The sequence below is a fragment of the Streptomyces sp. CA-251247 genome (genome assembly GCF_050952975.1).
Lineage (GTDB): Bacteria > Actinomycetota > Actinomycetes > Streptomycetales > Streptomycetaceae > Streptomyces > Streptomyces achmelvichensis.
This window is the reverse complement of sequence record NZ_CP191861.1, coordinates 4,954,515-4,973,638: the sequence shown is the minus strand read 5'-3', so window position 1 is coordinate 4,973,638 and position 19,124 is coordinate 4,954,515. Positions and strand designations below refer to the sequence as shown.

Sequence of the window (19,124 nt, the reverse complement as noted above, 5' to 3'; positions counted from 1 at the left end):
AGCCGGACACGGTCACCCGCACGTCTCCACGCAGCCGTCTGCCGGCCGCGCTCGTCGCGGCCGGCCGGCACCCCTGCTTGCTGCTAGAGCTTCTGCACCGGTGCGTACCTCAGCAGCAGCCGCTTCGGCTTGGCGTCGCCGAAGTCGATCGTCGCCTGTGCGTCGGCGCCCGACCCCTTCACCTCGGTGACGGTCCCCAGGCCGAACTGGTCGTGGGTCACACGATCGCCGACCGCCAGCGAGATCACCGGCTTGTCGGTCGTCCGCCTGGTGGCGAACCCCGACGCCCCGCCGCCCGACCGTGAGCGCGACGACGACAGCGACGAGGCGATACCCGCGGTCGGTCCGGCGGGCGCTGCCATCGGGCCGGTGCGCTTCCAGTCCAGGTGCTGTCCCGGGATCTCCTCGAGGAACCGCGACGGCGGGTTGTACGAGGGCTGCCCCCAGGCGCTGCGCATGGAGGAGCGCGTCAGATAGAGGCGCTCGCGGGCCCGCGTGATGCCGACGTACGCCAGCCGGCGCTCCTCCTCCAGTTCCTTGGCCTGGCCGAGCGCGCGCATGTGCGGGAAGACGCCGTCCTCCATGCCGGTCAGGAACACCACCGGGAACTCGAGGCCCTTGGCGGTGTGCAGCGTCATCAGGGTGATGACTCCGGAGCCGTCCTCGTCCTCGTCGGGGATCTGGTCGGAGTCGGCGACGAGCGCGACCTTCTCCAGGAACTCGGCGAGGGTGCCCGCACCCTCCTCCTCGGCCCGCTCCTGCTCGAACTCCAGCGCCACCGCTGCCAGTTCCTGGAGGTTCTCGATCCGTGTCTCGTCCTGCGGGTCGGTCGAGGCCTGCAGTTCGGCGAGATAGCCGGTCCGCTCCAGGACGGCTTCGAGGACGGTGGCCGGTCCGGCGCCCGATTCGACGACCGTACGCAGCTCCTCCATCAGCACGTTGAACCGCTTGACGGCGTTGGCCGAGCGGGCCGCCATGCCGTACGCCTCGTCCACCCGTCGCAGCGCCTGCGGGAAGGTGATCTTCTCGCGCAGGGCGAGCGCGTCGATCATCGCCTCGGCACGGTCGCCGATGCCGCGCTTGGGGACGTTGAGGATGCGGCGCAGCGGGACGTTGTCCTCGGGGTTGGCGAGGACGCGCAGGTAGGCCAGGACGTCCCGGACCTCCTTGCGCTCGTAGAAGCGGACTCCGCCGACGACCTTGTAGGGCAGGCCGACCCGGATGAAGATCTCTTCGAAGACCCGGGACTGTGCGTTCGTCCGGTAGAAGACGGCGACGTCACCGGCTTTGGCGTCGCCCGCGTCCGTGAGCCGGTCGATCTCGTCGGCGACGAACTGGGCCTCGTCGTGCTCGGTGTCGGCCACATAGCCGGTGATCCGGGCTCCCGCGCCGGCGTTCGTCCACAGGTTCTTGGGACGGCGGCTCTCGTTGCGCTCGATGACGGCGTTGGCGGCGGAGAGGATCGTCTGGGTCGAGCGGTAGTTCTGCTCCAGCAGGATCGTCTTCGCGTCCGGGTAGTCCTCCTCGAACTGGAGGATGTTGCGGATGGTCGCGCCGCGGAAGGCGTAGATCGACTGGTCGGCGTCGCCGACGACGCACAGCTCGGCGGGGGGCAGGTCCTCCTGCCCGGTGCCCACCAGCTCGCGTACGAGCGTGTACTGAGCGTGGTTGGTGTCCTGGTACTCGTCCACCAGCACATGGCGGAAGCGCCGCTGGTAGTGCTCGGCGACGTCCGGGAACGCCTGGAGCAGATGGACGGTGGTCATGATGATGTCGTCGAAGTCCAGGGCGTTGGCCTCGCGCAGCCGCGCCTGGTACATCCGGTACGCCTCGGCCAGCGTCTTGTCGAAGCCTCCCCCGGAGCCCTCGGCCTCGCTGCCCCCGCCGACCTGGTCGGCGTAGCTCTCCTCGTCGATCAGCTCGTTCTTGAGGTTCGAGATCTTGGCGCTGAAGGCCTTCGGCGGGAACTTCTTGGGGTCGAGATCGAGATCACGGCAGACGAGCGCCATGAGCCGCTTGGAGTCGGCCGCGTCGTAGATCGAGAACGACGAGGTGAAGCCGAGCTTCTTGGACTCCCGGCGCAGGATGCGGACGCAGGCGCTGTGGAAGGTCATGACCCACATGGCGTTGGCGCGCGGGCCGACCAGCTGCTCGACGCGCTCCTTCATCTCGCCGGCGGCCTTGTTGGTGAAGGTGATCGCCAGTATCTGGCCGGGGTGGACGCTGCGCGTCCCCAGCAGATGGGCGATCCGGTGCGTGAGCACGCGGGTCTTGCCGGAACCGGCGCCGGCCACGATGAGCAGCGGCGATCCGGTGTGGACCACGGCGGCGCGCTGCTGTTCGTTCAGTCCGTCCAGCAGGGCGGCGGGGTCCACGATCGTGCGCGGGGCGCCGTTGCCGTGGTAGGCGTCCCGGGCCGGGGGCACGTCGAACGCGCCCTGGAAGAGATCGTCCGGGATCTCCTCTCCGGGCCCGTCTCCGGGCTCCTCGGGGTGCGGCGGGGGCTCCTCCGAGGTGTGCTGGAGGTTCGCCAGGAAGCTGTCGTCAAAGAGGCTGCTCATCGCTCTACGAGTCTAGGCCGCGGCACTGACAGCTCGCGGCCGCATTGCCATACGGCCCCCGCGGCACGGCCCGAGGGCCGCGGTGACCCGGCCGGAGCGCCGGGACAACGCGACGCGTTCGACGCCGTACGCCCGGTCCCGTAGCACCGATGCACCCAATCCCGCACGACTCCGGCAACACTCTGCACCTTTTCGAACGCATTGCGTCATCTCGCGAGCATGTCGACCGCCCGATCGATAAGGTCACGAAAATGTATCGGGCATATCGAACATCAACCTTCACAGGAGCCACACGAGTTGGCTAGCGTGCTCGATCAGGCAGCCCGTCCCCCGCGGCGATCCACGCCAAACGGGCAGTCAGCGCCGAATTCGGGCTTTTCCCAGAGAAGTTCGGAACCGGGGACCCACCATGCACAACCGGGGTGAATCGGACCCGCACCAGCACGGTCCGTAGGGCGATCTTCCGTTCCGCCCGAACCCGACAGCTAACCCGGTAGGCGGTCAACGGAAGAAGGAGATGTCGGCCTTGGCGTCGCATCGCAAAACGCGAAGTCGAACCGTGAAGACCTCCCCCGCCGTCGGTTTCACGACGGCAGCCCTCGCATCCGTCACGCTGCTGTCGACGCAGAGCGCCAACGCGGCGCCGAGCGACCCGAAGCCGTCGGTCGAAGAGGTGCAGAAGAAGGTCGATGACCTGTACCGGCAGGCCGGCACCGAGACGCAGAAGTACAACCAGGCGAAAGAGGCGACGGAGGAGAAGCGGCAGCAGGTCGGCAAGCTCCTCGACGAGAACGCGCAGCGCACGGAGAAGCTGAACGAGTCCCGCCAGGTGCTCGGCAACTACGCGGCCGCGCAGTACCGCACGGGCGCGGTCGCCCCGACCGCCGCGCTGCTGTTCGCGGACAGCCCCCAGCAGTACTTCGACCAGACCCAGCTGATGGACCGCATGACGGACCGTCAGCGGGATGTGATCGCCGACTACGAGACCCAGCGGGCAGCCGCCGCCAAGCAGCGGGCCGCGGCGACCGAGAGCCTGGAGTCCCTCACCCGGTCGCAGCGGGCGCTGCGCACCAGCAAGCAGGATGTGCAGGCGAAGCTCGCCGAGGCACGCGAGCTGCTGTCGAGGCTGACCGCCGAGGAGAAGGCGCGACTGGCCGCGATCGAGCGCAAGAAGGCGGACGAGGCCCGCCGCAAGGCCGAGCAGAAGGCCGAGCAGGAGGCGAAGGCCGAGGCCGAGCGGCAGCGCCGGGAGAAGGAGCGCGAACAGAACCAGGGCGGCGGCACGGGCACCGCGCCCGGGGCCGGCACGGGCTCCGGCTCGTCCGACGGCACCTCCACCGCCAAGGCCGCCAAGGTCCTGGACTTCGCGCGCGCCCAGATCGGCAAGCCGTACGTCTGGGGCGCGGCCGGACCCAGCTCGTACGACTGCTCGGGGCTGACGCAGGCCGCCTGGAAGACCGCGGGCGTGAGCCTGCCGCGCACCACCTGGGACCAGGTGAAGACCGGCAAGCGGGTCGAGACGAAGGACCTGCTCCCGGGGGACCTGGTCTTCTTCTACGACGACATCAGCCACGTGGGCATCTACATCGGTGACGGCAAGATGATCCACGCCCCGAAGCCGGGGGCGAACGTCCGCGAGGAGTCGATCTTCTACATGCCGATCCACGGCAGCGTTCGCCCGGCCTGAGCCGGCCGCACACCGGACGCCCGGGCCCGAGGGTGCCCGGGCGTTCTGCTGCCCGGAGTGCCCACGGCCCGGGGCGTTCTCAGGTCCGGTGCAGCGCGCTCACGTCCACAGCGTGGCGATGAAGATGTTCGCGACCGTCAGCCCGCCCACCGCGGCGAACAGCGGCTTCTCCACCGACTCCTCGTCCCGCTTGACGTAGACCAGCCCCAGGATCACCACCAGCACCGCCAGCTTGATGCCGATCTTGAGGTTGTTCACCGTCTGGTCGTCCGCCTGGTTGAGGCCCACCAGCGCCACACCCGTGACGAGCATCGTCAGCGCGCCGTGCAGCATCGCCGGGCTGAAGCGCGCCGTTCCCTCGGCCATCGCCTTCATCTGCGTGAGGAAGCCGCCCAGCAGGGACGCGATGCCGATGATGTGCAGGGCGACGAAGACATTGATGAGTACGTCCATGCGGCGGAGCCTAACTCCCGCCATATCACCCCCTTCAGGCCGGGTGAGCCTCATTCGGCACATCGGTCACACCGGCGTCGAGAAAGGTCGTGACCGGGCGGGACCGGCTTGCAGAAGGCGCAGCGGGATGTCCACCTTCGGGCACATTCGGTCCTTGCCTCTCCCTGCCGTGACCCCCAGGTTTAGCGTCCTGCCTCAGATGACCGACTCCCCACCGCCGCCGCAGCACCGGGCGGCAGTCGGCCGTCACGCCGAGAGATCCGGCGGCGGACCGCTCCCCTGTGCGGGCCGCCGCCGGACCCGGACCCGCAGGGATGACGGAAGGACGTACACGCACCCGTGGCCGCGCACCGGAAACCCAAGCAGCATCTCCTCTCCGGGCCCGCCGCCCGTACCGCCGCCACCCTCGCGCTCGCAGGAGCGGCGTCCGCGACCGCCTTCGACGGAGTCGGGCACGCGGAACCCGCTCTCACGCCGGCCCAGGTCAAGGACAAGGCGGACAAGCTGTACCAGGAGGCGGAGGTTGCCACGGAGGAGTACAACGGGGCCAAGGAGCGGACCGCGGCGGCGCGTGCATCGGTGGACCGGCTGCGCGACGAGGCCGCCCGCAGGACCGACCGCCTCAATTCCTCCCGCAACGCGCTCGGTTCGATCGCCACCGCCCAGTACCGCGCCGGAAGCATCGACCCGGCTCTTCAACTGGCGCTCACCTCCGACCCTGACGAGTACCTGGAGCGGGCCGCCCTCGCCGAACGCACGGGTGAGCGGCAGGCCGCCGCGATCGCCGGGGTGCACCAGCAGCTGGTGGAGATCGGCCGGCTGCGGGCGCAGGCGGGCGAGCGGATGGAGAGCCTGAAGGACCGGCAGGCGGAACTGGCCCGGCACAAGGCGACCGTGCGGAGCAAACTCTCGGCCGCCGAGCGGATGCTGGACCGGCTCACGGCCGAACAGCGCGCTTCGTACGAGGAAGGGTCCGGGCACGGGGACTCCGCGTCCACCGCGCGCGCCGACCGCTCCACGGCCCCCCGCGGCGCTCTGCGGGCCCCCGACGCCCGCGCCGCCCAGGCCGTCGCCTACGCCTACGGGGCGCTCGGCAAGCCGTACGTCTGGGGAGCGACCGGCCCGTCCTCCTTCGACTGCTCCGGCCTCACCCAGGCGGCCTGGCGCTCGGCCGGCGTCTCGCTCCCCCGGACCACCTACACCCAGATCAACGCGGGCCGACGGGTGTCACAGGCCGAACTGGCCCCGGGCGACCTGGTGTTCTTCTACTCGGGCATCAGCCATGTGGGCCTCTACATCGGCGGCGGCCAGATGATCCACGCGCCGCGCCCGGGCGCACCGGTCCGGGTCGCCTCGATCGACGACATGCCGTTCGCGGGGGCGACGCGCCCGTCGTAGGGGCCGGCCATCGACGAGCGCCCGTCGTCAGGGCCTCCCGCACGAGCGTGCGCCATGGGAGCCCTCACCCACCAGCGCCCGCTCTCACTCCAGTATCCCCCCGCCCGCCCCCGACGGTTCGTCCACCTCTGCCCCCTCCGGCTCCGGACGGTCCTGCCGCCCGGCGCCCCCGCCCGGGCCGCCCTCCCCCGGCGTCCCGTCCTCCAGATGCATCTCCCGCGTCAACCACCGGAAGGCGTACGGCAGTTCCGCACCCCACACCCGTGTGATGTGGCCGCCCACCGTCGGCCTGACCTCGACCGTCGTCGGGGGCTTCGCCGCGTCACGGAGCGCGAGGCCCGGAAGGTAGCCGTCCGCGCCCTCTCCCGTGGCCAGCAGGGAGACCCGGGGCGGTGTCTTCGCGGCCATGAGGATGTTCAGGACGTCGTTCTCGCGGCGCAGCTGCGGGTCCGCGCCGGTGATGGAGGTCTTCTCCGCCGCCGGGTCGCTGTAGCCGGACAGGCTCACCGCGGCGGAGTAGCGGTCCGGGTGGGCGAGGGCCAGCTTGGCCGCGCCGTGGCCACCGGCGGAGTAGCCGGCTATCGCCCAGCTCGTGGGGGCCAGGGAGGCCCGGAAGTTGTCGGCGACCATCTTGCGCACGTCCACGGTCAGCCAGCTGTCCGCGTTGACCGTGCCTGGGACGTTCGCGTACCCGGTGTCCTTGTCGCCGAGCAGCATCGTGCGCGGCGAGACGAGGATGAAGGGTGCCACGACGCCCGACTCGATCAGCGGCTGGATCCGGGACTGCACCTTCATGGCGCGGAACCAGCTCTTCGAGGAACCGGGGAAGCCGGCGAGCAGCTCGACGACGGGGAACTGCTTGTCGCGGTACGCGGGGTCGTCGTACTGCGGCGGCAGCCAGACGTACACCTCGCCTTCCACGCCGGAGACCGCGCCCTTGAGGTAGGTGCGGCGCAGGCCGTTGCCGAGGCCCGGCTCGTCGACCTTCTCGAAGGTCTGGCGCACCTTCGGCAACGCGGCGATCTGGCGGCCCCCGGTCCCGCTGGGCCCGAGGTCGACCGCGTTGTTCACATGGTTGGACGTGCCGAGCAGATCGTCCCAGCTGCCGTAGAGGCCGTTGGAGTTGTTCACCGACACGAAGACCATGAGAACGGCCGTGGCCTGCGCGAAGACCACCATGAACAGCCGGCACGCGCCCCGCACGACCGCGGGTCCGCGCAGCCGGCTCCACAGCAGCAGCGGCAGCAGCACGGCGATCACGACCAGAACGATCGTGATCACGAAGAAGGTGTTCCCCGTCAGATTCATCACGTACAGCTAGAGGTGAACTCGGCACCGGCGGTTGCCCGGCTATGTACCGATTACCTCACAACGACCGTCAGACGAGTCGTCGCGCTGTCGCCCACCGGGTCAGTTCGTGACGGTTCGACAGCTGGAGTTTGCGCAGGACGGCGGAGACATGGGACTCCACCGTCTTGACCGAGATGAAGAGCTGCTTGGCGATCTCCTTGTACGCGTAGCCCCGCGCGATCAGGCGCAGCACCTCGCGCTCGCGCTGGGTGAGGCGGTCGAGGTCCTCGTCGACCGGCGGTGCGTCGGTCGAGGCGAAGGCGTCGAGCACGAAGCCGGCCAGCCGCGGCGAGAAGACCGCGTCGCCGTCCTGCACCCGGAAGATCGAGTTCACCAGGTCCGTGCCGGTGATGGTCTTGGTGACGTAGCCGCGGGCGCCGCCGCGGATCACGCCGATCACGTCCTCGGCGGCGTCCGAGACGGACAGCGCCAGGAACCGTACGGGACGGTCCGCGGCCGACATCAGCGGGGCGCAGCGCCGCAGCACCTCGACCCCGCCGCCGCCCGGGAGGTGCACGTCCAGCAGGACGACCTCGGGCCGGGTCGCGGTGATCACGGTGACGGCCTGGTCCACGTCGGCGGCCTCGCCGACCACTTCCACGCCGGTCGTCTCGGTCTGGCCGATCTCCGCCTGCACGCCGGTGCGGAACATCCGGTGGTCGTCGACGAGCACGACCCGCGCCCGCCGCTCGGTGCTCTCTCCCGCAGCCTCGGTCATCCGTCCGCCCTCTCCATCTTGAGCTCCACTTCCGTGCCCTCGCCGGGTGCCGAGGTGAGCCGCGCCGTGCCGCCGTGGCGCTGCATACGGCCGATGATCGATTCTCTGACGCCCATACGGTCGCGCGGTACGGAATCCAGATCGAAGCCCGGCCCCCTGTCCCTGACGGAGACGAAGACCGTGCGGCCCTCGACCTCCGCGAAGACCTGGACCGCCCCGCCCTCGCCACCGTACTTGGCCGCGTTCACCATTGCCTCGCGTGCGGCCTGCATCTGTGCGCTCAGTTTCTCGTCGAGCGGGCAGTCGCCGACGACGACGACCTCCAGCGGGACACCGTGCTTGTCCTCGACCTCGGCGGCGGCCTTCTTCACCGCCTCCGCGAGCGTGTCCGGCTCCTCGTCCTCGTCCTTGCCGGTGCCCTCGGGCTTGTAGAGCCAGTTCCGCAACTCCCGCTCCTGGGCGCGGGCGAGACGGCGGACCTCGCCGCCGTCGTCGGCGTTGCGCTGGATCAGGGTGAGCGTGTGCAGGACGGAGTCGTGGACGTGCGCGGCCACCTCGGCGCGCTCCTGCGCCCGGATGCGCATCGTCCGCTCCTCCGACAGGTCCTGCGTCATCCGCACCAGCCAGGGGCCGGCGAGCAGGGCGACTCCGGCGATGACCGCGATCGCGGCGGTCAGGACGTTGCCGAGCTGGGCGGCCGAGCCGCGGACCACCATGAAGACGGTCAGGCCCATGCCGACCAGGGCCACGCCGGCCAGCGCACGGCCCACCTGGAGCAGCCTGCGGCGGCGGCCGGCGGCCTGGGTCCAGCGGGCCCGGCGGGCGTTGTCCGCCTGCCGCCACACCAGCACCACACCGGCGCCGATCAGGAGCGTCGGCCAGATGTAGCGGTTGGCGCTGCCGCCCATGTCGATGTTCTGGGCGAAGATCGCGGCGCCGATGAGGAGCGCGACCATCGCGAACAGCTGGCCCTTGTCGGGCTTGCGGAGCTTGCGTCTGCCGTCGGTGGTGGTCTCGAAGACGGAGCGCGGCTCGGCCGCTCTGCCGCCGACGCCGAGCGGCACGACGATCCAGAAGACCGCGTACAGCAGCACCCCGAGGCCGTTGGAGAGGAACAGGGCGAGGAAGACCAGCCGGACCCAGATGACCGGCAGGCCCAGATGGCCCGCGAGGCCCCGGGCCACACCGCCCAGCATCCGCCCGTCCGCGCTGCGGTAGAGCTTGCGCACCGGCACCTCCTCCGGCGCGGTGGCGCGCGAGGGTCCGGCGGCTCGGGGCGTGGCGACTGGCATGACCCGATCGTCACACGCGGGGGCACACGGCGGTATCAGGGTCGTCCCTTAATCCGACCCTGAGTGCGGGAGCGGATATCAGGGGACGGCCAGGGTCGGCCCGGGTGCCGTTCGCGCCGGGCGCCCGTCACCATGGACCCATGACTTCGCCGACCACGCCGCAGGCGACTCAGGAAGGGGCGCCCGAGGCGCACCCGGACGCGCCGCTGCGCCGCACACCCCGCCAGAAGGTGCTGGCGGGTGTCTGCGGCGGGCTCGGCCGTTACTTCGACCTCGATCCGGTGATCTTCCGGATCGTGATCGGTGTGCTGTCGGTGACCGGCGGTGTCGGCCTGATCTTCTACGGCTTCGCCTGGCTGCTGATCCCGCAGGAGGACGACGACGAGACCGAGGGGCGCCGGTTGCTGTCGGGCCGGGTCGAGGGCGCGTCCCTGACGGCGGTCTTTCTCGCCCTGATCGGCTGCGGGCTGTTCCTGACGATGCTGAACAACGGCGGCACGATCGCTTTCGCCGTGCTCCTGTCCGTCGCGGCCGCCGGCGCGGCCGTGTGGTCGCAGCGCCGCCGCAGCGTCCTCCCCGAGGGTGCGCCGCTCGATCCTGCGACGGCGCACGCGGTCGCCGAGGCGCCGCCGGAGACGAAGGCGCCGCCCGCCCCCGACAGTCCGTCCTGGTGGCGCGACCCGATCGTCAAGGACGGCACGACGGGGCCGGTGCCGTCCGGCTATCTGTGGGGTCCGGAGTCGGCGCTCGGGGAGGCGGACCGGCCGAGGCGGGACCGCCCCGTCCGGGCGCGTGCGCGCGGTCCGCGCGGCATCGGGGGCACGGTGTTCCTGCTCGCCCTGATCGCGGGCGGCGCGGGTACGGCACTGAGCTGGGACGCCCGTCCGCTGGGCACGAGCCTGCAGATCGGTCTGGTGTGTGCGCTCGCGGTCTTCGGCCTCGGCCTGCTGGTCAGTTCGATGCTGGGCCGTACCGGTTTCGGCACCGTGCTGATGACGGGGATCACGGCGGTTCTGCTGGCGGGCGCCGCCGCACTCCCGAAGGACATCAGCACCGAGTGGGCGCGGACGGACTGGAAGCCGGCCTCGGTCGCGGCGGTCAAACCGCGGTACGAACTGGGCTCGGGCATCGGCACCCTCGACCTCTCCGCGGCCGCCGTCCCCGCGGGCGAGACCCTCTCGACACGGGTGGAGGTCGGCGCCGGGGGCGTGAAGGTCGTCGTCCCGAAGAACGCTCCGGTGAAGCTGCGGGCCGAGGTCGGACTGGGCGACATCAGGCTGCCCGGTGACGCGAAGAACGACATCGACGTCCAGCCCGGTCAGCAGCGGCAGCGGACGCTGTCGCCGCCCGCCGGGGTCAAGCCGTCGGGCACGATCGAACTCCGCCTCGAAGTGGGCGTCGGACAGGTGGAGGTGACCCGTGCCGCGTCGTGACATCCGGCATGCGTTCAGGCCGGGCAAGGTGGTCGCGGGTCTGGCGGTGCTGGCCGCAGCGCTGCTGTACGCGGGCGATGCGGCCGGCACCTGGCAGATCCCGTGGTTCGTGGTCTTCCCGGTGGTCTTCGGCGGTCTGTTCCTGTCCGGGGCGGTGGGCCTGGTGGACTACAAGGTGCGCCGTCGCCGGGAGGCGATGGCGGCGTCGATGGACAGGACCGACGCCCCGGCGAGCACCAGCGGCAGCCAGGCCATCAGATAGGCCAGGTCGTTGCCGTAGTAGTACGGCTCGGTCTGCCAGCTGACGGTCAGCCACAGGCTCAGCGAGATGAGCGCGCCGCCGAACGCGGCCAGCCGGGCGAGCAGTCCGACGAGGGTGCCGATGCCGACGGCGAGTTCTCCGAAGGCGATCGCGTAGCCGAAGTTCTCGGGACTCTTGAGGGCGAGGTCGACGAGCCCGGGGACGGCGGAGCTGTCCCGCACACTGCGCATCAGGTCCCCGACCGATCCGGTGCCGCTCGCCGCCATGAACTGGCTGTCGGTGAGCTTGTCGATCCCCGCGTAGATGAAGGTCACGCCGAGGAAGATCCGCAGCGGCAGCAGGGCGTACTGGCTCGCCCGCTCCCTCCAGCCGCCGTGGTGTCCGCCGTCGATCGTGCCGTAGCCGGATGTCGTCCGATATGTATGTGTCATCGCTGGTCCCGCCTTCGGTTGACCCGTCAACTGACCATACGTACGTCGTAGCCGCGCGGCTCACCAGGCATGCGGCTCACACTGTGACAACCGCCCCGGGAGTGCTCGCCCGTGACGGGCCGGATCAGTCGGTCACATCGATGACGACCGGGCTGCTCTCACCGCCGGCGGCGGTCACCACCTGCACCTCGACCCGCCCAGGCTCGACCTCCACGGGGACCGGCACCGTCAGCACGGTGTCGGTGGGGTTGGCGAAGCCGCCGGGGACCGGGATCAGCGGGACGTGGACGTGGACCGTGCCGATGCGCACGACCAGCCGGGCGAGCCGGTCGGGTGCGCCCGCGCCGGGCGGTACGAAGCCGGTGCCGCGGATCTCGATGTCGTCGCCGGTACGGATCGGGGCGTCCAGGTCCCCGGCCTCGCGCGCCCGCACCACCGAGAAGACGACCGGCCGGCCACCCTCCGCGTACTTCCCCGCGAAGTACGTCACCGCCGAGACGGCGACCAGCAGCGCGAGGCCCCACGGCAGATCGGGCAGCCGCTCGGGCCTGCGGGCGAGGCACACCAGCGTGAAGACCATGGCGACACCGCCGACCAGGACGTACTGCACGTCCGCGAAACTGCCGCGTCCGCTGTCGTCGCAGAGCAGGTCGGCGAGGCGCGGCCGGTCCGCGCGCACCTTCTGAAGCCGTCGGCCCACGACCCGCAGCGCCACCACCCGGCGGACGGCCACGGCGATGGCGCAGGTGAGGGCGAGGACGGAGAGCAGGCCCGCGCCCCGGTCGAGACCGAGGCCGTCGATCAGGGTGTCCCGCCGGGAGGGGGCGGAGGCGAGCGCCAGCTCGAAGGCGAGTACCAGGACGGCGTAGGCGACCAGCAGGACCCAGGTGACGGCGATCGCCCGGGAGGTGGAAAGACGGTTGTCCTCGCCGATCAGGGGCGCCAGGAGGCCGCCGCGGGCACGGTGCAGCCGGGCCGTGACGGTCAGGAGCGCGCCGAAGAGGACCGCGGCGAGGAGCCCCGCCGTCCGTGCGGGGGTCCAGCCTGCGCCTATCGCCGTCACGCTCTGTCCGAGCGCCAGCGCCACCACGGCCGCCCATACGGCGATCACCGAGCGCTGCCAGATCAACTGGAGCCAGGCGTCGCCGGCTTCACGGCTGCGGTCGGCGACTCCGCGTGCCGACTGGGTCAGTTCGTCCGACACCCACTGGCGTGAAGCGCCCGGCGAGTGGGCGACTCCGGCGGGCAGCCCCTGCCCCGCGGCCAGTTCGTCCCGCCGGGCGAGAAACGCGGCGACCGCGCGCCGATGACCCTCGCGTGCGCCGTGCGTGCACTCCTCGCACTGTCCCGCTTCCTGCACCGCCACGAACGTCTGCCCCTTCCGAGCCCCACGTCGACCGAACTTCCTTGCAATTCCAGGGAATTGTGCCGTACGCAAGGGGCGCGCGCTCCGGCGCCCGAGGCCACAGGGGGTGAATGCGCCGCCGCTACGTTGACGGGAGACTACTGGAGAAGCCCGGGTTCCGCCCGGCTGATCTGCTGCCACAGCGGCTGGTAGTTGATCCACGCGACCAGATCGGTGCCGAGCTGCTCGCGCGTGGCCACGGCGTCACGGTGATCGATCAGCGCGGGCTTGCCCGCCGCCCGCGCCGTGAGCTGCACCTGAGCGCAGCGTTCCATGGAGATGAACCACCAGGCGGCGGCGTCGACCGAGTCGCCGACGGTCAGCAGTCCGTGGTTGCGCAGGACGGCGGCCTTGTGGGGGCCGAGCGCCTCGGCGATACGCCGGCCCTCCTCCTCGTCGACCACGACACCGGTGTAGCGGTCCATCAGCGCGTGGTCCTCGTAGAAGGCGCACGCTTCCTGGGTGATCGGCTCGATCAGCTCGCCGAGTGCCGACAGGGCGCGCCCGTGCACGGAGTGGGTGTGGGCGACGGCGACGACGTCGGGCCGCGCGCGGTGGACCTGGGCGTGCACCGCGAAGGCGGCCTGGTTGACATGGTGGCGCCCGGCGACGACCTGTCCCTGGCCGTTCGCCAGCACCAGGTCTCCGGCCGTGACGTGCGCGAACGGCACACCGAAGGGGTTGACCCAGAAGCAGTCCGCGAACTCCGGGTCCCGCGCGGTGACATGCCCGGACACCCCGTCCTCGTATCCGAACCTGCCGAAGAGCCGCAGCGCCCCCGCGAGCCGTTCCTTGCGGTACGCCCGCTCGTCCGCGACGGTCTCGTGCACGGGCGGCATGGCGAATCGCAGCTGGTCAACCGGTATCGGCGAGGGCGTCTCAGTCATGGCACGGAAGCTACCTCCGGGTACCGCAACTGACCAGAGACTTCACGTCCCTTGCGCGAGAATGCGCTCCATGAGCGAACACACTTCCCCGCTGGTACCGCTGCTCGGGCTGGAGCGGCATGTCGAGGGCGGCTGGTTCAGGGAGACCTGGCGGACGCCCGGCGAAACGACCCCGCCCGGCTACCCCGGGGAGCGGGCGTACGCCACCGGTATCTACTTCCTGCTGCACCCCGGCGAGCGGTCGCGCTGGCACCGGGTGCGGTCGGACGAGCTGTGGCTGTGGCACCGAGGCGGCCCGCTGCGGCTGCATCTCGGGGGCACCGGGGACGAGCCGTCGCACGACACGACGCTCAGGCTCGGGCCGTCGGTGGAGTCCGGCGAGATGCCGCAGCTGCTGGTGCCCGCCGGCACCTGGCAGTCGGCGGACCCGGCGGGGACGGAGCCGGCCCTGGTGACCTGCGTCGTCTCGCCGGGCTTCCACTACGACGACTTCGAACTGGAGAAGTCGTCGTAGCGGAACTGCCCGGGGACTACTCCCACTCGATGGTGCCCGGCGGCTTGCTCGTCACGTCGAGGACCACGCGGTTGACGTCCGCGACCTCGTTGGTGATGCGGGTGGAGATCTTCGCCAGCACGTCATACGGCATCCGCGTCCAGTCCGCCGTCATGGCGTCCTCGGAGGACACGGGACGCAGGACGATCGGGTGGCCGTAGGTGCGTCCGTCGCCCTGGACACCGACACTGCGGACATCGGCGAGCAGCACCACCGGGCACTGCCAGATGTCACGGTCGAGACCGGCCGCGGTCAGCTCCTCGCGGGCGATCGCGTCGGCCTCGCGCAGCAGGTCGAGCCGCTCCTTGGTGACGTCGCCGACGATCCGGATGCCGAGGCCGGGGCCCGGGAACGGCTGGCGCTGGACGATCTCGTCCGGCAGGCCCAGTTCCTGGCCGACCATCCGGACCTCGTCCTTGAACAGCTGGCGCAGCGGCTCGACGAGCTGGAACTCCAGGTCCTCGGGCAGACCGCCGACGTTGTGGTGCGACTTGATGTTGGCGGTACCGCTGCCGCCGCCGGACTCGACGACGTCCGGGTAGAGCGTGCCCTGGACGAGGAAGGCGACTTCCTCGCCGGCCTCGGCCTCGGCCACGATCTCGGCCTGTGCCTGCTCGAAGACCCGGATGAACTCGCGGCCGATGATCTTCCGCTTCTGCTCGGGGTCGGAGACACCCTTCAGCGCGTCGAGGAAGCGCTCCTCGGCGTCGACGACCTTGAGCTGTACGCCCGTTGCCGCGACGAAGTCCTTCTCGACCTGCTCGGTCTCGCCCTTGCGCATCAGACCGTGGTCGACGTACACACAGGTCAGCTGGGAGCCGATGGCCTTCTGTACGAGAGCGGCGGCCACCGCGGAGTCCACGCCGCCGGACAGCCCGCAGATCGCGCGCTTGTCGCCGACCTGCTCGCGGATGGCGGCGACCTGCTCCTCGATGACGTTCCCGGTGGTCCAGGTCGGCTCGATGCCGGCCCCGCGGTAGAGGAAGTGCTCGAGAACCTGCTGGCCGTGCGTGGAGTGCATCACCTCGGGGTGGTACTGCACGCCGTACAGCTTCTTCTCGTCGTTCTCGAAGGCGGCGACGGGGACCACATCCGTGGACGCGGTGACCGTGAAGCCCTCCGGGGCGGCGGAGCAGGCATCACCGTGGGACATCCACACGGGCTGCTCGGACGGGGTGCCCTCGAAGAGCGTCGAGCCGGCCTTGGAGACGTGCAGCGGGGTACGGCCGTACTCGCGCGCCCCCGTGTTGTCGACGGTGCCGCCGAGGGTCGTGGCCATCAGCTGGAAGCCGTAGCACATGCCGAAGACGGGGACCCCGGCCTCGAAGATCGCGCGGTCCAGGCGCGGGGCGGCCTCCGCGTAGACGGACGAGGGACCGCCGGAGAGGATGATCGCCTTGGGGTTCTTGGCCAGCATCTCGGCAACGGGCATCGTCGAGGGGACGATCTCGCTGTAGACCCGGGCCTCACGGACACGGCGGGCGATGAGCTGGGCGTACTGGGCGCCGAAATCGACAACCAGGACGACGTCCGGGTTCGATGCGGGCGCGGCAGCGGGGGACGCTGATGACACTGGCGGCCTTCCGGCGGTGGGCGGGGGTCGGTCCTGCCGATTCTACCGGGGCGCGCGGGGGCCTCTTCCGTCTCACCATCCGAACCCGGCTTTGGCCCCGGGCAGGCGGTCGGTCCATACTGTCCCCATGCACCAGCAGCTGACCTTCGTCTTTACCTATGGCACCGGCCCGTCCGGCTGCCATGGTCGTGCTGCTTGAGCAACTGACAAGCGACTTCCCAGGCGCCCCGGGCCGACAAGGCCCGGGGCGTTCTGTCATTTCCGGGCCGTGCCGGACCGGGGACGCCTCCTTCGGAACAAGGAGCCCCACGCCATGACACTCGCCGAGAAGACCGTCACGGAGAAGACCGGCGCCCGCACCCCCGAGGCCGCGGACGTGATCACCTCCGCCCGCGAGCGCATCGACGCCCTCGACGACCGGATCATCGGTCTCGTGCAGGAACGGATGGCCGTGTCGGCCGTCATCCAGGACGCCCGTCTGTCCTCCGGCGGTCGCCGGGTGAACCTGTCCCGCGAGATGGAGGTGCTCAGCCACTTCCGCGACGCGCTCGGCCGGCCCGGCACCTCACTGGCGATGACGCTGCTGGAGCTGTGCCGGGGCCGCATCTGAGTTCGGTTGCATCCTCACCCGTACGGCGCGTGACCGCGGGCGACGGGGGGTCGTTGGTCCCGGTGTCCGTGCCAGCCAGGGGCGGGCCAGTGCAGAAAACCACGCGTGGCTCCGCTGGGGCGTGTGACGTATCTCAGGTACGTCGTGGGACCTCGCCCCAGCGCGCGTGACCGGTCGGCAGGGGACAGCAGCCCGGTCACTCCAAGGGCGGTCGGCTTCCGGGGACGCCCGGGGCCGACCGCATCCGCTCCGAACAGCTGCTCTCGCAGCATGCCCAGCACGATGCCAGAACCCGCGCATCCCCACTGCGCGACTCCACAGCCAGAGGTCGACACCACCCGTGCGCCGCAGGGCCTGTCGTTCGGATCAGGCCCCGGGTGCGCACGGCGCGCGGCCCCTTCCCCACGGCGCAACCCCCGGCGCCGCGACTCGGCACCGGCGCTGCCCTGACGCCGTGCCGATCGCCAAGGGCCCCGCGGACAGCGCATCCGGCGGGGCCCTTGCCCTGCGTCCGGGCCCAAGGGCTGTCTCGTCATCCCCGGTGGAACAGCGCGCGGCGTCAGATGCGGTGCATCGCAAGGCGAAGGATCGTCCTCATACTGGGCGTATTCGGGCGATCCGACAACGCAGCGAGGGGCCGTAGCTGTCGTCGTGCGCCCGCCGGGGATTCCGGGACAGCCCTTAGGGCCCGGTCACGGTGTTCACTGCTCCTGCTCGGGCAGGTCCGGTCTCGTCGGTTCAGAGCTGCCCGGTCACTCCTGCTCGGTCAGGGCGACGCGATCGGTGCGATCGGCGTCTCACGCACCGGTCGTCGCGCGGCGGCGGCGGACGGCGACAAAGAGGAACCCTCCCGCGGCCAGCGCCACGGCGGCGGCCGACGCGGTGAGCAGCGCGGTCGAGCCGGTGGAGGCCAGCCCGCCTTCGGCCGTACCGCCACCGGACGTGCCGGAGCCCGCGGCCGTACCGCCCGTGGACTGCGCCGAGTCACCGCCCGTGGAACCACCGGTCGAACCGCCGGTGATGGAACCGCCGGACGTGCCGCCCGTGGTGGTGCCGGAGTCCTTGCCGTTCAGGACGAGCTTCGCGGTGTTGTTGGCCATGTTCGGGTCGAACTGCAGCGCGGGCTCGGGCTCGTGCCAGTTGCGCACGGTCACGGTTCCCGTCGCGTCGGCGACGACCTTCTCGATGGTGAGCTCGAAGGGCAGCGCGAAGTCCGCGTCCTCCAGGACGACGGAGCCGACCTGGCAGAGGTAGCGGGGCGCGCCGAGCTGCTTGTCGCGCTCACCACCCGACGCCGTCACGCCGGTGCAGGACTTCGGCTTGGCGGTGACCTTGGCACCCTGGGGGATCTTGACGTCCACGAGGCCGATGGACTCACCGGAGCGGAGGTAACCGATCCAGGCCGGGCCCTGGTTGCGGAAGCCGATGTCGGCCTTGACCGTCTCGCCGACGGCGGCCTTCTCGACGCTCACGCCGTACGCGGCGAAGTCCGCCGTGTTCTTGGCGCGGATGCCCTGCTCCTGCTGGTTGTTCCACGGGTCGAGGTCCGCGGAACGGGCCGGTGCGGCCTGCTTCTTCACCCCGAGAACGCCTCCGGTGCCCGGAGTGAAGGCGGCGCCGGCACGCTGGGCGGCACGCTCCTTCGGGCTGTCCTCGTTGACGCGGTAGATGAAGTCCTCGATGAAGGCGTGATCGGCCGCCTTCACCGTGAAGGGCTTCTCCAGCTCGTAGACGGCACCCGGCTCGAAGGGACCTTCGAGGGTGCAGATCGCGGTGGAGTAGACGTGTTCGAAGTCCTCACCCGTGCCCTGGCTGTACTCGCAGTTGGAGAACCGCTCGGGGATCTCGATGCCGTGCGAGTACATCAGCGTGAGCAGCACATCACCGGCCGGGGACGTGCCGGCGTTGGCGAAGGTGATCGGAGCACGCTGCGCCTGGCCCGGCTTGACGTCCGCCTTCAGGTTCAGCGGCTTCATCACCAGGTCGGGACCGCCCACGGTCACCTTGGTCGCGAAGGAGGTGAAGGTGGCGCCCTCCGCCGTGCCGGAGACCTTGATGTCACCGGTGGCGCCGAGCTTGCTGCCCTTCGCGGCGGAGACCTTCAGTTCGGCAACGCTGCTGAGGCCGGCCCACACGCCGTAGTCGGTGCAGACACCGGTCGTGCCAGTGATCCTGCAGTCGGAGCTCCCGGTGTCGCCGAACGTCACATCGGCGACACCGGCGAGGGCACTGAGGTCGAACGTGACGGTGTACTCGCCGTCGAAGTCGCCGTTCTCCACGTCCTCGCTGGGGTTGTTCACCGTCACATCGACGGTTGTCGTCTGGGGCTTGCCCGTGGCGGGATACGGGCGCAGCCCGACCTCGGCCGGGCCGCCGAGGGTGAACACGGGACCGTCCGCGTGGGCGGGAGCGGCGGTGAGCACTGCGCCGGCGAACAGCCCGGCGACAGCGAGGGCGGTGGCCGAACGACGGCCGGCAGCCGGAAGGGACAGGCGTCTCATCAACGAACCT

The 19,124-nt window shown here is 70.7% G+C and carries 16 protein-coding genes and 1 riboswitch; of the genes, 6 read left to right on the top strand and 10 right to left on the bottom strand.

Annotation, left to right across the window (positions count from 1 at the left end):
- Window positions 1-83 precede the first annotated feature (83 nt).
- Entirely contained in the window at window positions 84-2,561 is a 2,478-nt protein-coding gene (gene pcrA / locus ACQPWZ_RS22080) for a DNA helicase PcrA (protein WP_340474855.1), read from the bottom strand.
- A 351-nt stretch (window positions 2,562-2,912) separates the two neighbouring features.
- Window positions 2,913-3,076: riboswitch (cyclic di-AMP (ydaO/yuaA leader) on the top strand.
- 2 nt (window positions 3,077-3,078) lie between these two features.
- Between pcrA and ACQPWZ_RS22075 the strand changes: the two genes are divergently transcribed.
- Window positions 3,079-4,248, top strand: a complete 1,170-nt coding sequence (locus tag ACQPWZ_RS22075) for an NlpC/P60 family protein (protein WP_433572198.1) — start codon at window positions 3,079-3,081, stop codon at window positions 4,246-4,248.
- A 99-nt stretch (window positions 4,249-4,347) separates the two neighbouring features.
- Here ACQPWZ_RS22075 and ACQPWZ_RS22070 read toward each other — a convergent pair whose 3' ends face one another.
- A complete protein-coding gene (locus ACQPWZ_RS22070) occupies window positions 4,348-4,701 on the bottom strand; it encodes a hypothetical protein (protein ID WP_340474853.1) in 354 nt (117 codons plus the stop codon).
- 339 nt (window positions 4,702-5,040) lie between these two features.
- Between ACQPWZ_RS22070 and ACQPWZ_RS22065 the strand changes: the two genes are divergently transcribed.
- Complete coding sequence (locus tag ACQPWZ_RS22065; protein WP_433572197.1) at window positions 5,041-6,099, top strand: NlpC/P60 family protein; 1,059 nt, start codon at window positions 5,041-5,043, stop codon at window positions 6,097-6,099.
- Between the two features lie 84 nt (window positions 6,100-6,183).
- Here the strand turns inward: ACQPWZ_RS22065 and ACQPWZ_RS22060 are convergent, their stop codons facing one another.
- The 3 genes from ACQPWZ_RS22060 to ACQPWZ_RS22050 form a co-directional block, all read right to left on the bottom strand.
- Window positions 6,184-7,407, bottom strand: coding sequence for an alpha/beta hydrolase (locus tag ACQPWZ_RS22060; protein ID WP_433572196.1), 1,224 nt, complete (start codon window positions 7,405-7,407; stop codon window positions 6,184-6,186).
- 70 nt (window positions 7,408-7,477) lie between these two features.
- Window positions 7,478-8,167 carry a response regulator transcription factor gene (locus ACQPWZ_RS22055; RefSeq protein WP_340474849.1) on the bottom strand — a complete coding sequence of 230 codons (690 nt, stop codon included), beginning with the start codon at window positions 8,165-8,167 and terminating at the stop codon, window positions 7,478-7,480.
- Window positions 8,164-9,459: a PspC domain-containing protein gene (locus ACQPWZ_RS22050; RefSeq protein WP_383240185.1), complete on the bottom strand. Its 1,296-nt coding sequence runs from the start codon at window positions 9,457-9,459 to the stop codon at window positions 8,164-8,166. Before ACQPWZ_RS22050 ends, ACQPWZ_RS22055 begins: the two co-directional genes overlap by 4 nt.
- Before the next feature lie 140 nt (window positions 9,460-9,599).
- On the opposite strand from ACQPWZ_RS22050, the gene ACQPWZ_RS22045 reads away from it, so the two are divergent.
- On the top strand, window positions 9,600-10,892 hold the full coding sequence (locus tag ACQPWZ_RS22045; protein WP_433572195.1) for a PspC domain-containing protein: 1,293 nt from the start codon (window positions 9,600-9,602) through the stop codon (window positions 10,890-10,892).
- Window positions 10,879-11,154: a hypothetical protein gene (locus ACQPWZ_RS22040; RefSeq protein ID WP_340474846.1), complete on the top strand. Its 276-nt coding sequence runs from the start codon at window positions 10,879-10,881 to the stop codon at window positions 11,152-11,154. The genes ACQPWZ_RS22045 and ACQPWZ_RS22040 overlap by 14 nt, the downstream gene beginning before the upstream one ends.
- Here ACQPWZ_RS22040 and ACQPWZ_RS22035 read toward each other — a convergent pair.
- From ACQPWZ_RS22035 to ACQPWZ_RS22025, 3 genes are all read right to left on the bottom strand, one after another.
- The gene (locus ACQPWZ_RS22035) at window positions 11,061-11,585 is read right to left on the bottom strand and encodes a DoxX family protein (RefSeq protein WP_340474845.1); all 525 of its coding nucleotides are present in this window, start codon (window positions 11,583-11,585) and stop codon (window positions 11,061-11,063) included. The genes ACQPWZ_RS22040 and ACQPWZ_RS22035 overlap by 94 nt on opposite strands.
- Before the next feature lie 124 nt (window positions 11,586-11,709).
- Window positions 11,710-12,951 carry a hypothetical protein gene (locus tag ACQPWZ_RS22030; protein WP_433572194.1) on the bottom strand — a complete coding sequence of 414 codons (1,242 nt, stop codon included), beginning with the start codon at window positions 12,949-12,951 and terminating at the stop codon, window positions 11,710-11,712.
- Window positions 12,952-13,088: 137 nt separating this feature from the next.
- Window positions 13,089-13,877 carry a class II aldolase/adducin family protein gene (locus tag ACQPWZ_RS22025; RefSeq protein ID WP_313944614.1) on the bottom strand — a complete coding sequence of 263 codons (789 nt, stop codon included), beginning with the start codon at window positions 13,875-13,877 and terminating at the stop codon, window positions 13,089-13,091.
- A 70-nt stretch (window positions 13,878-13,947) separates the two neighbouring features.
- Here ACQPWZ_RS22025 and ACQPWZ_RS22020 point away from each other — a divergent pair, with 70 nt between their 5' ends.
- Entirely contained in the window at window positions 13,948-14,391 is a 444-nt protein-coding gene (locus tag ACQPWZ_RS22020; RefSeq protein ID WP_433572193.1) for a cupin domain-containing protein, read from the top strand.
- 16 nt (window positions 14,392-14,407) lie between these two features.
- Here ACQPWZ_RS22020 and guaA read toward each other — a convergent pair whose 3' ends face one another.
- Window positions 14,408-16,003 carry a glutamine-hydrolyzing GMP synthase gene (gene guaA / locus ACQPWZ_RS22015; protein ID WP_340474839.1) on the bottom strand — a complete coding sequence of 532 codons (1,596 nt, stop codon included), beginning with the start codon at window positions 16,001-16,003 and terminating at the stop codon, window positions 14,408-14,410.
- A 313-nt stretch (window positions 16,004-16,316) separates the two neighbouring features.
- Here guaA and ACQPWZ_RS22010 point away from each other — a divergent pair, with 313 nt between their 5' ends.
- Window positions 16,317-16,613, top strand: coding sequence for a chorismate mutase (locus ACQPWZ_RS22010; RefSeq protein WP_313944617.1), 297 nt, complete (start codon window positions 16,317-16,319; stop codon window positions 16,611-16,613).
- 797 nt (window positions 16,614-17,410) lie between these two features.
- Here ACQPWZ_RS22010 and ACQPWZ_RS22005 read toward each other — a convergent pair.
- A complete protein-coding gene (locus ACQPWZ_RS22005) occupies window positions 17,411-19,114 on the bottom strand; it encodes a peptidase (protein ID WP_433572192.1) in 1,704 nt (567 codons plus the stop codon).
- Window positions 19,115-19,124: the final 10 nt, after the last annotated feature.

Excerpts from the sequence above, each read along its gene's own strand:
- pcrA (WP_340474855.1), bottom strand. The coding sequence starts at position 2,561 with ATGAGCAGCCTCTTTGACGACAGCTTCCTGGCGAACCTCCAGCACACC.
- ACQPWZ_RS22075 (WP_433572198.1), top strand. The coding sequence starts at position 3,079 with ATGTCGGCCTTGGCGTCGCATCGCAAAACGCGAAGTCGAACCGTGAAG.
- ACQPWZ_RS22070 (WP_340474853.1), bottom strand. The coding sequence starts at position 4,701 with ATGGACGTACTCATCAATGTCTTCGTCGCCCTGCACATCATCGGCATC.
- ACQPWZ_RS22060 (WP_433572196.1), bottom strand. The coding sequence starts at position 7,407 with ATGAATCTGACGGGGAACACCTTCTTCGTGATCACGATCGTTCTGGTC.
- ACQPWZ_RS22055 (WP_340474849.1), bottom strand. The coding sequence starts at position 8,167 with ATGACCGAGGCTGCGGGAGAGAGCACCGAGCGGCGGGCGCGGGTCGTG.
- ACQPWZ_RS22050 (WP_383240185.1), bottom strand. The coding sequence starts at position 9,459 with ATGCCAGTCGCCACGCCCCGAGCCGCCGGACCCTCGCGCGCCACCGCG.
- ACQPWZ_RS22045 (WP_433572195.1), top strand. The coding sequence starts at position 9,600 with ATGACTTCGCCGACCACGCCGCAGGCGACTCAGGAAGGGGCGCCCGAG.
- ACQPWZ_RS22035 (WP_340474845.1), bottom strand. The coding sequence starts at position 11,585 with ATGACACATACATATCGGACGACATCCGGCTACGGCACGATCGACGGC.
- ACQPWZ_RS22025 (WP_313944614.1), bottom strand. The coding sequence starts at position 13,877 with ATGACTGAGACGCCCTCGCCGATACCGGTTGACCAGCTGCGATTCGCC.
- ACQPWZ_RS22020 (WP_433572193.1), top strand. The coding sequence starts at position 13,948 with ATGAGCGAACACACTTCCCCGCTGGTACCGCTGCTCGGGCTGGAGCGG.
- ACQPWZ_RS22010 (WP_313944617.1), top strand. The coding sequence starts at position 16,317 with ATGACACTCGCCGAGAAGACCGTCACGGAGAAGACCGGCGCCCGCACC.
- ACQPWZ_RS22005 (WP_433572192.1), bottom strand. The coding sequence starts at position 19,114 with ATGAGACGCCTGTCCCTTCCGGCTGCCGGCCGTCGTTCGGCCACCGCC.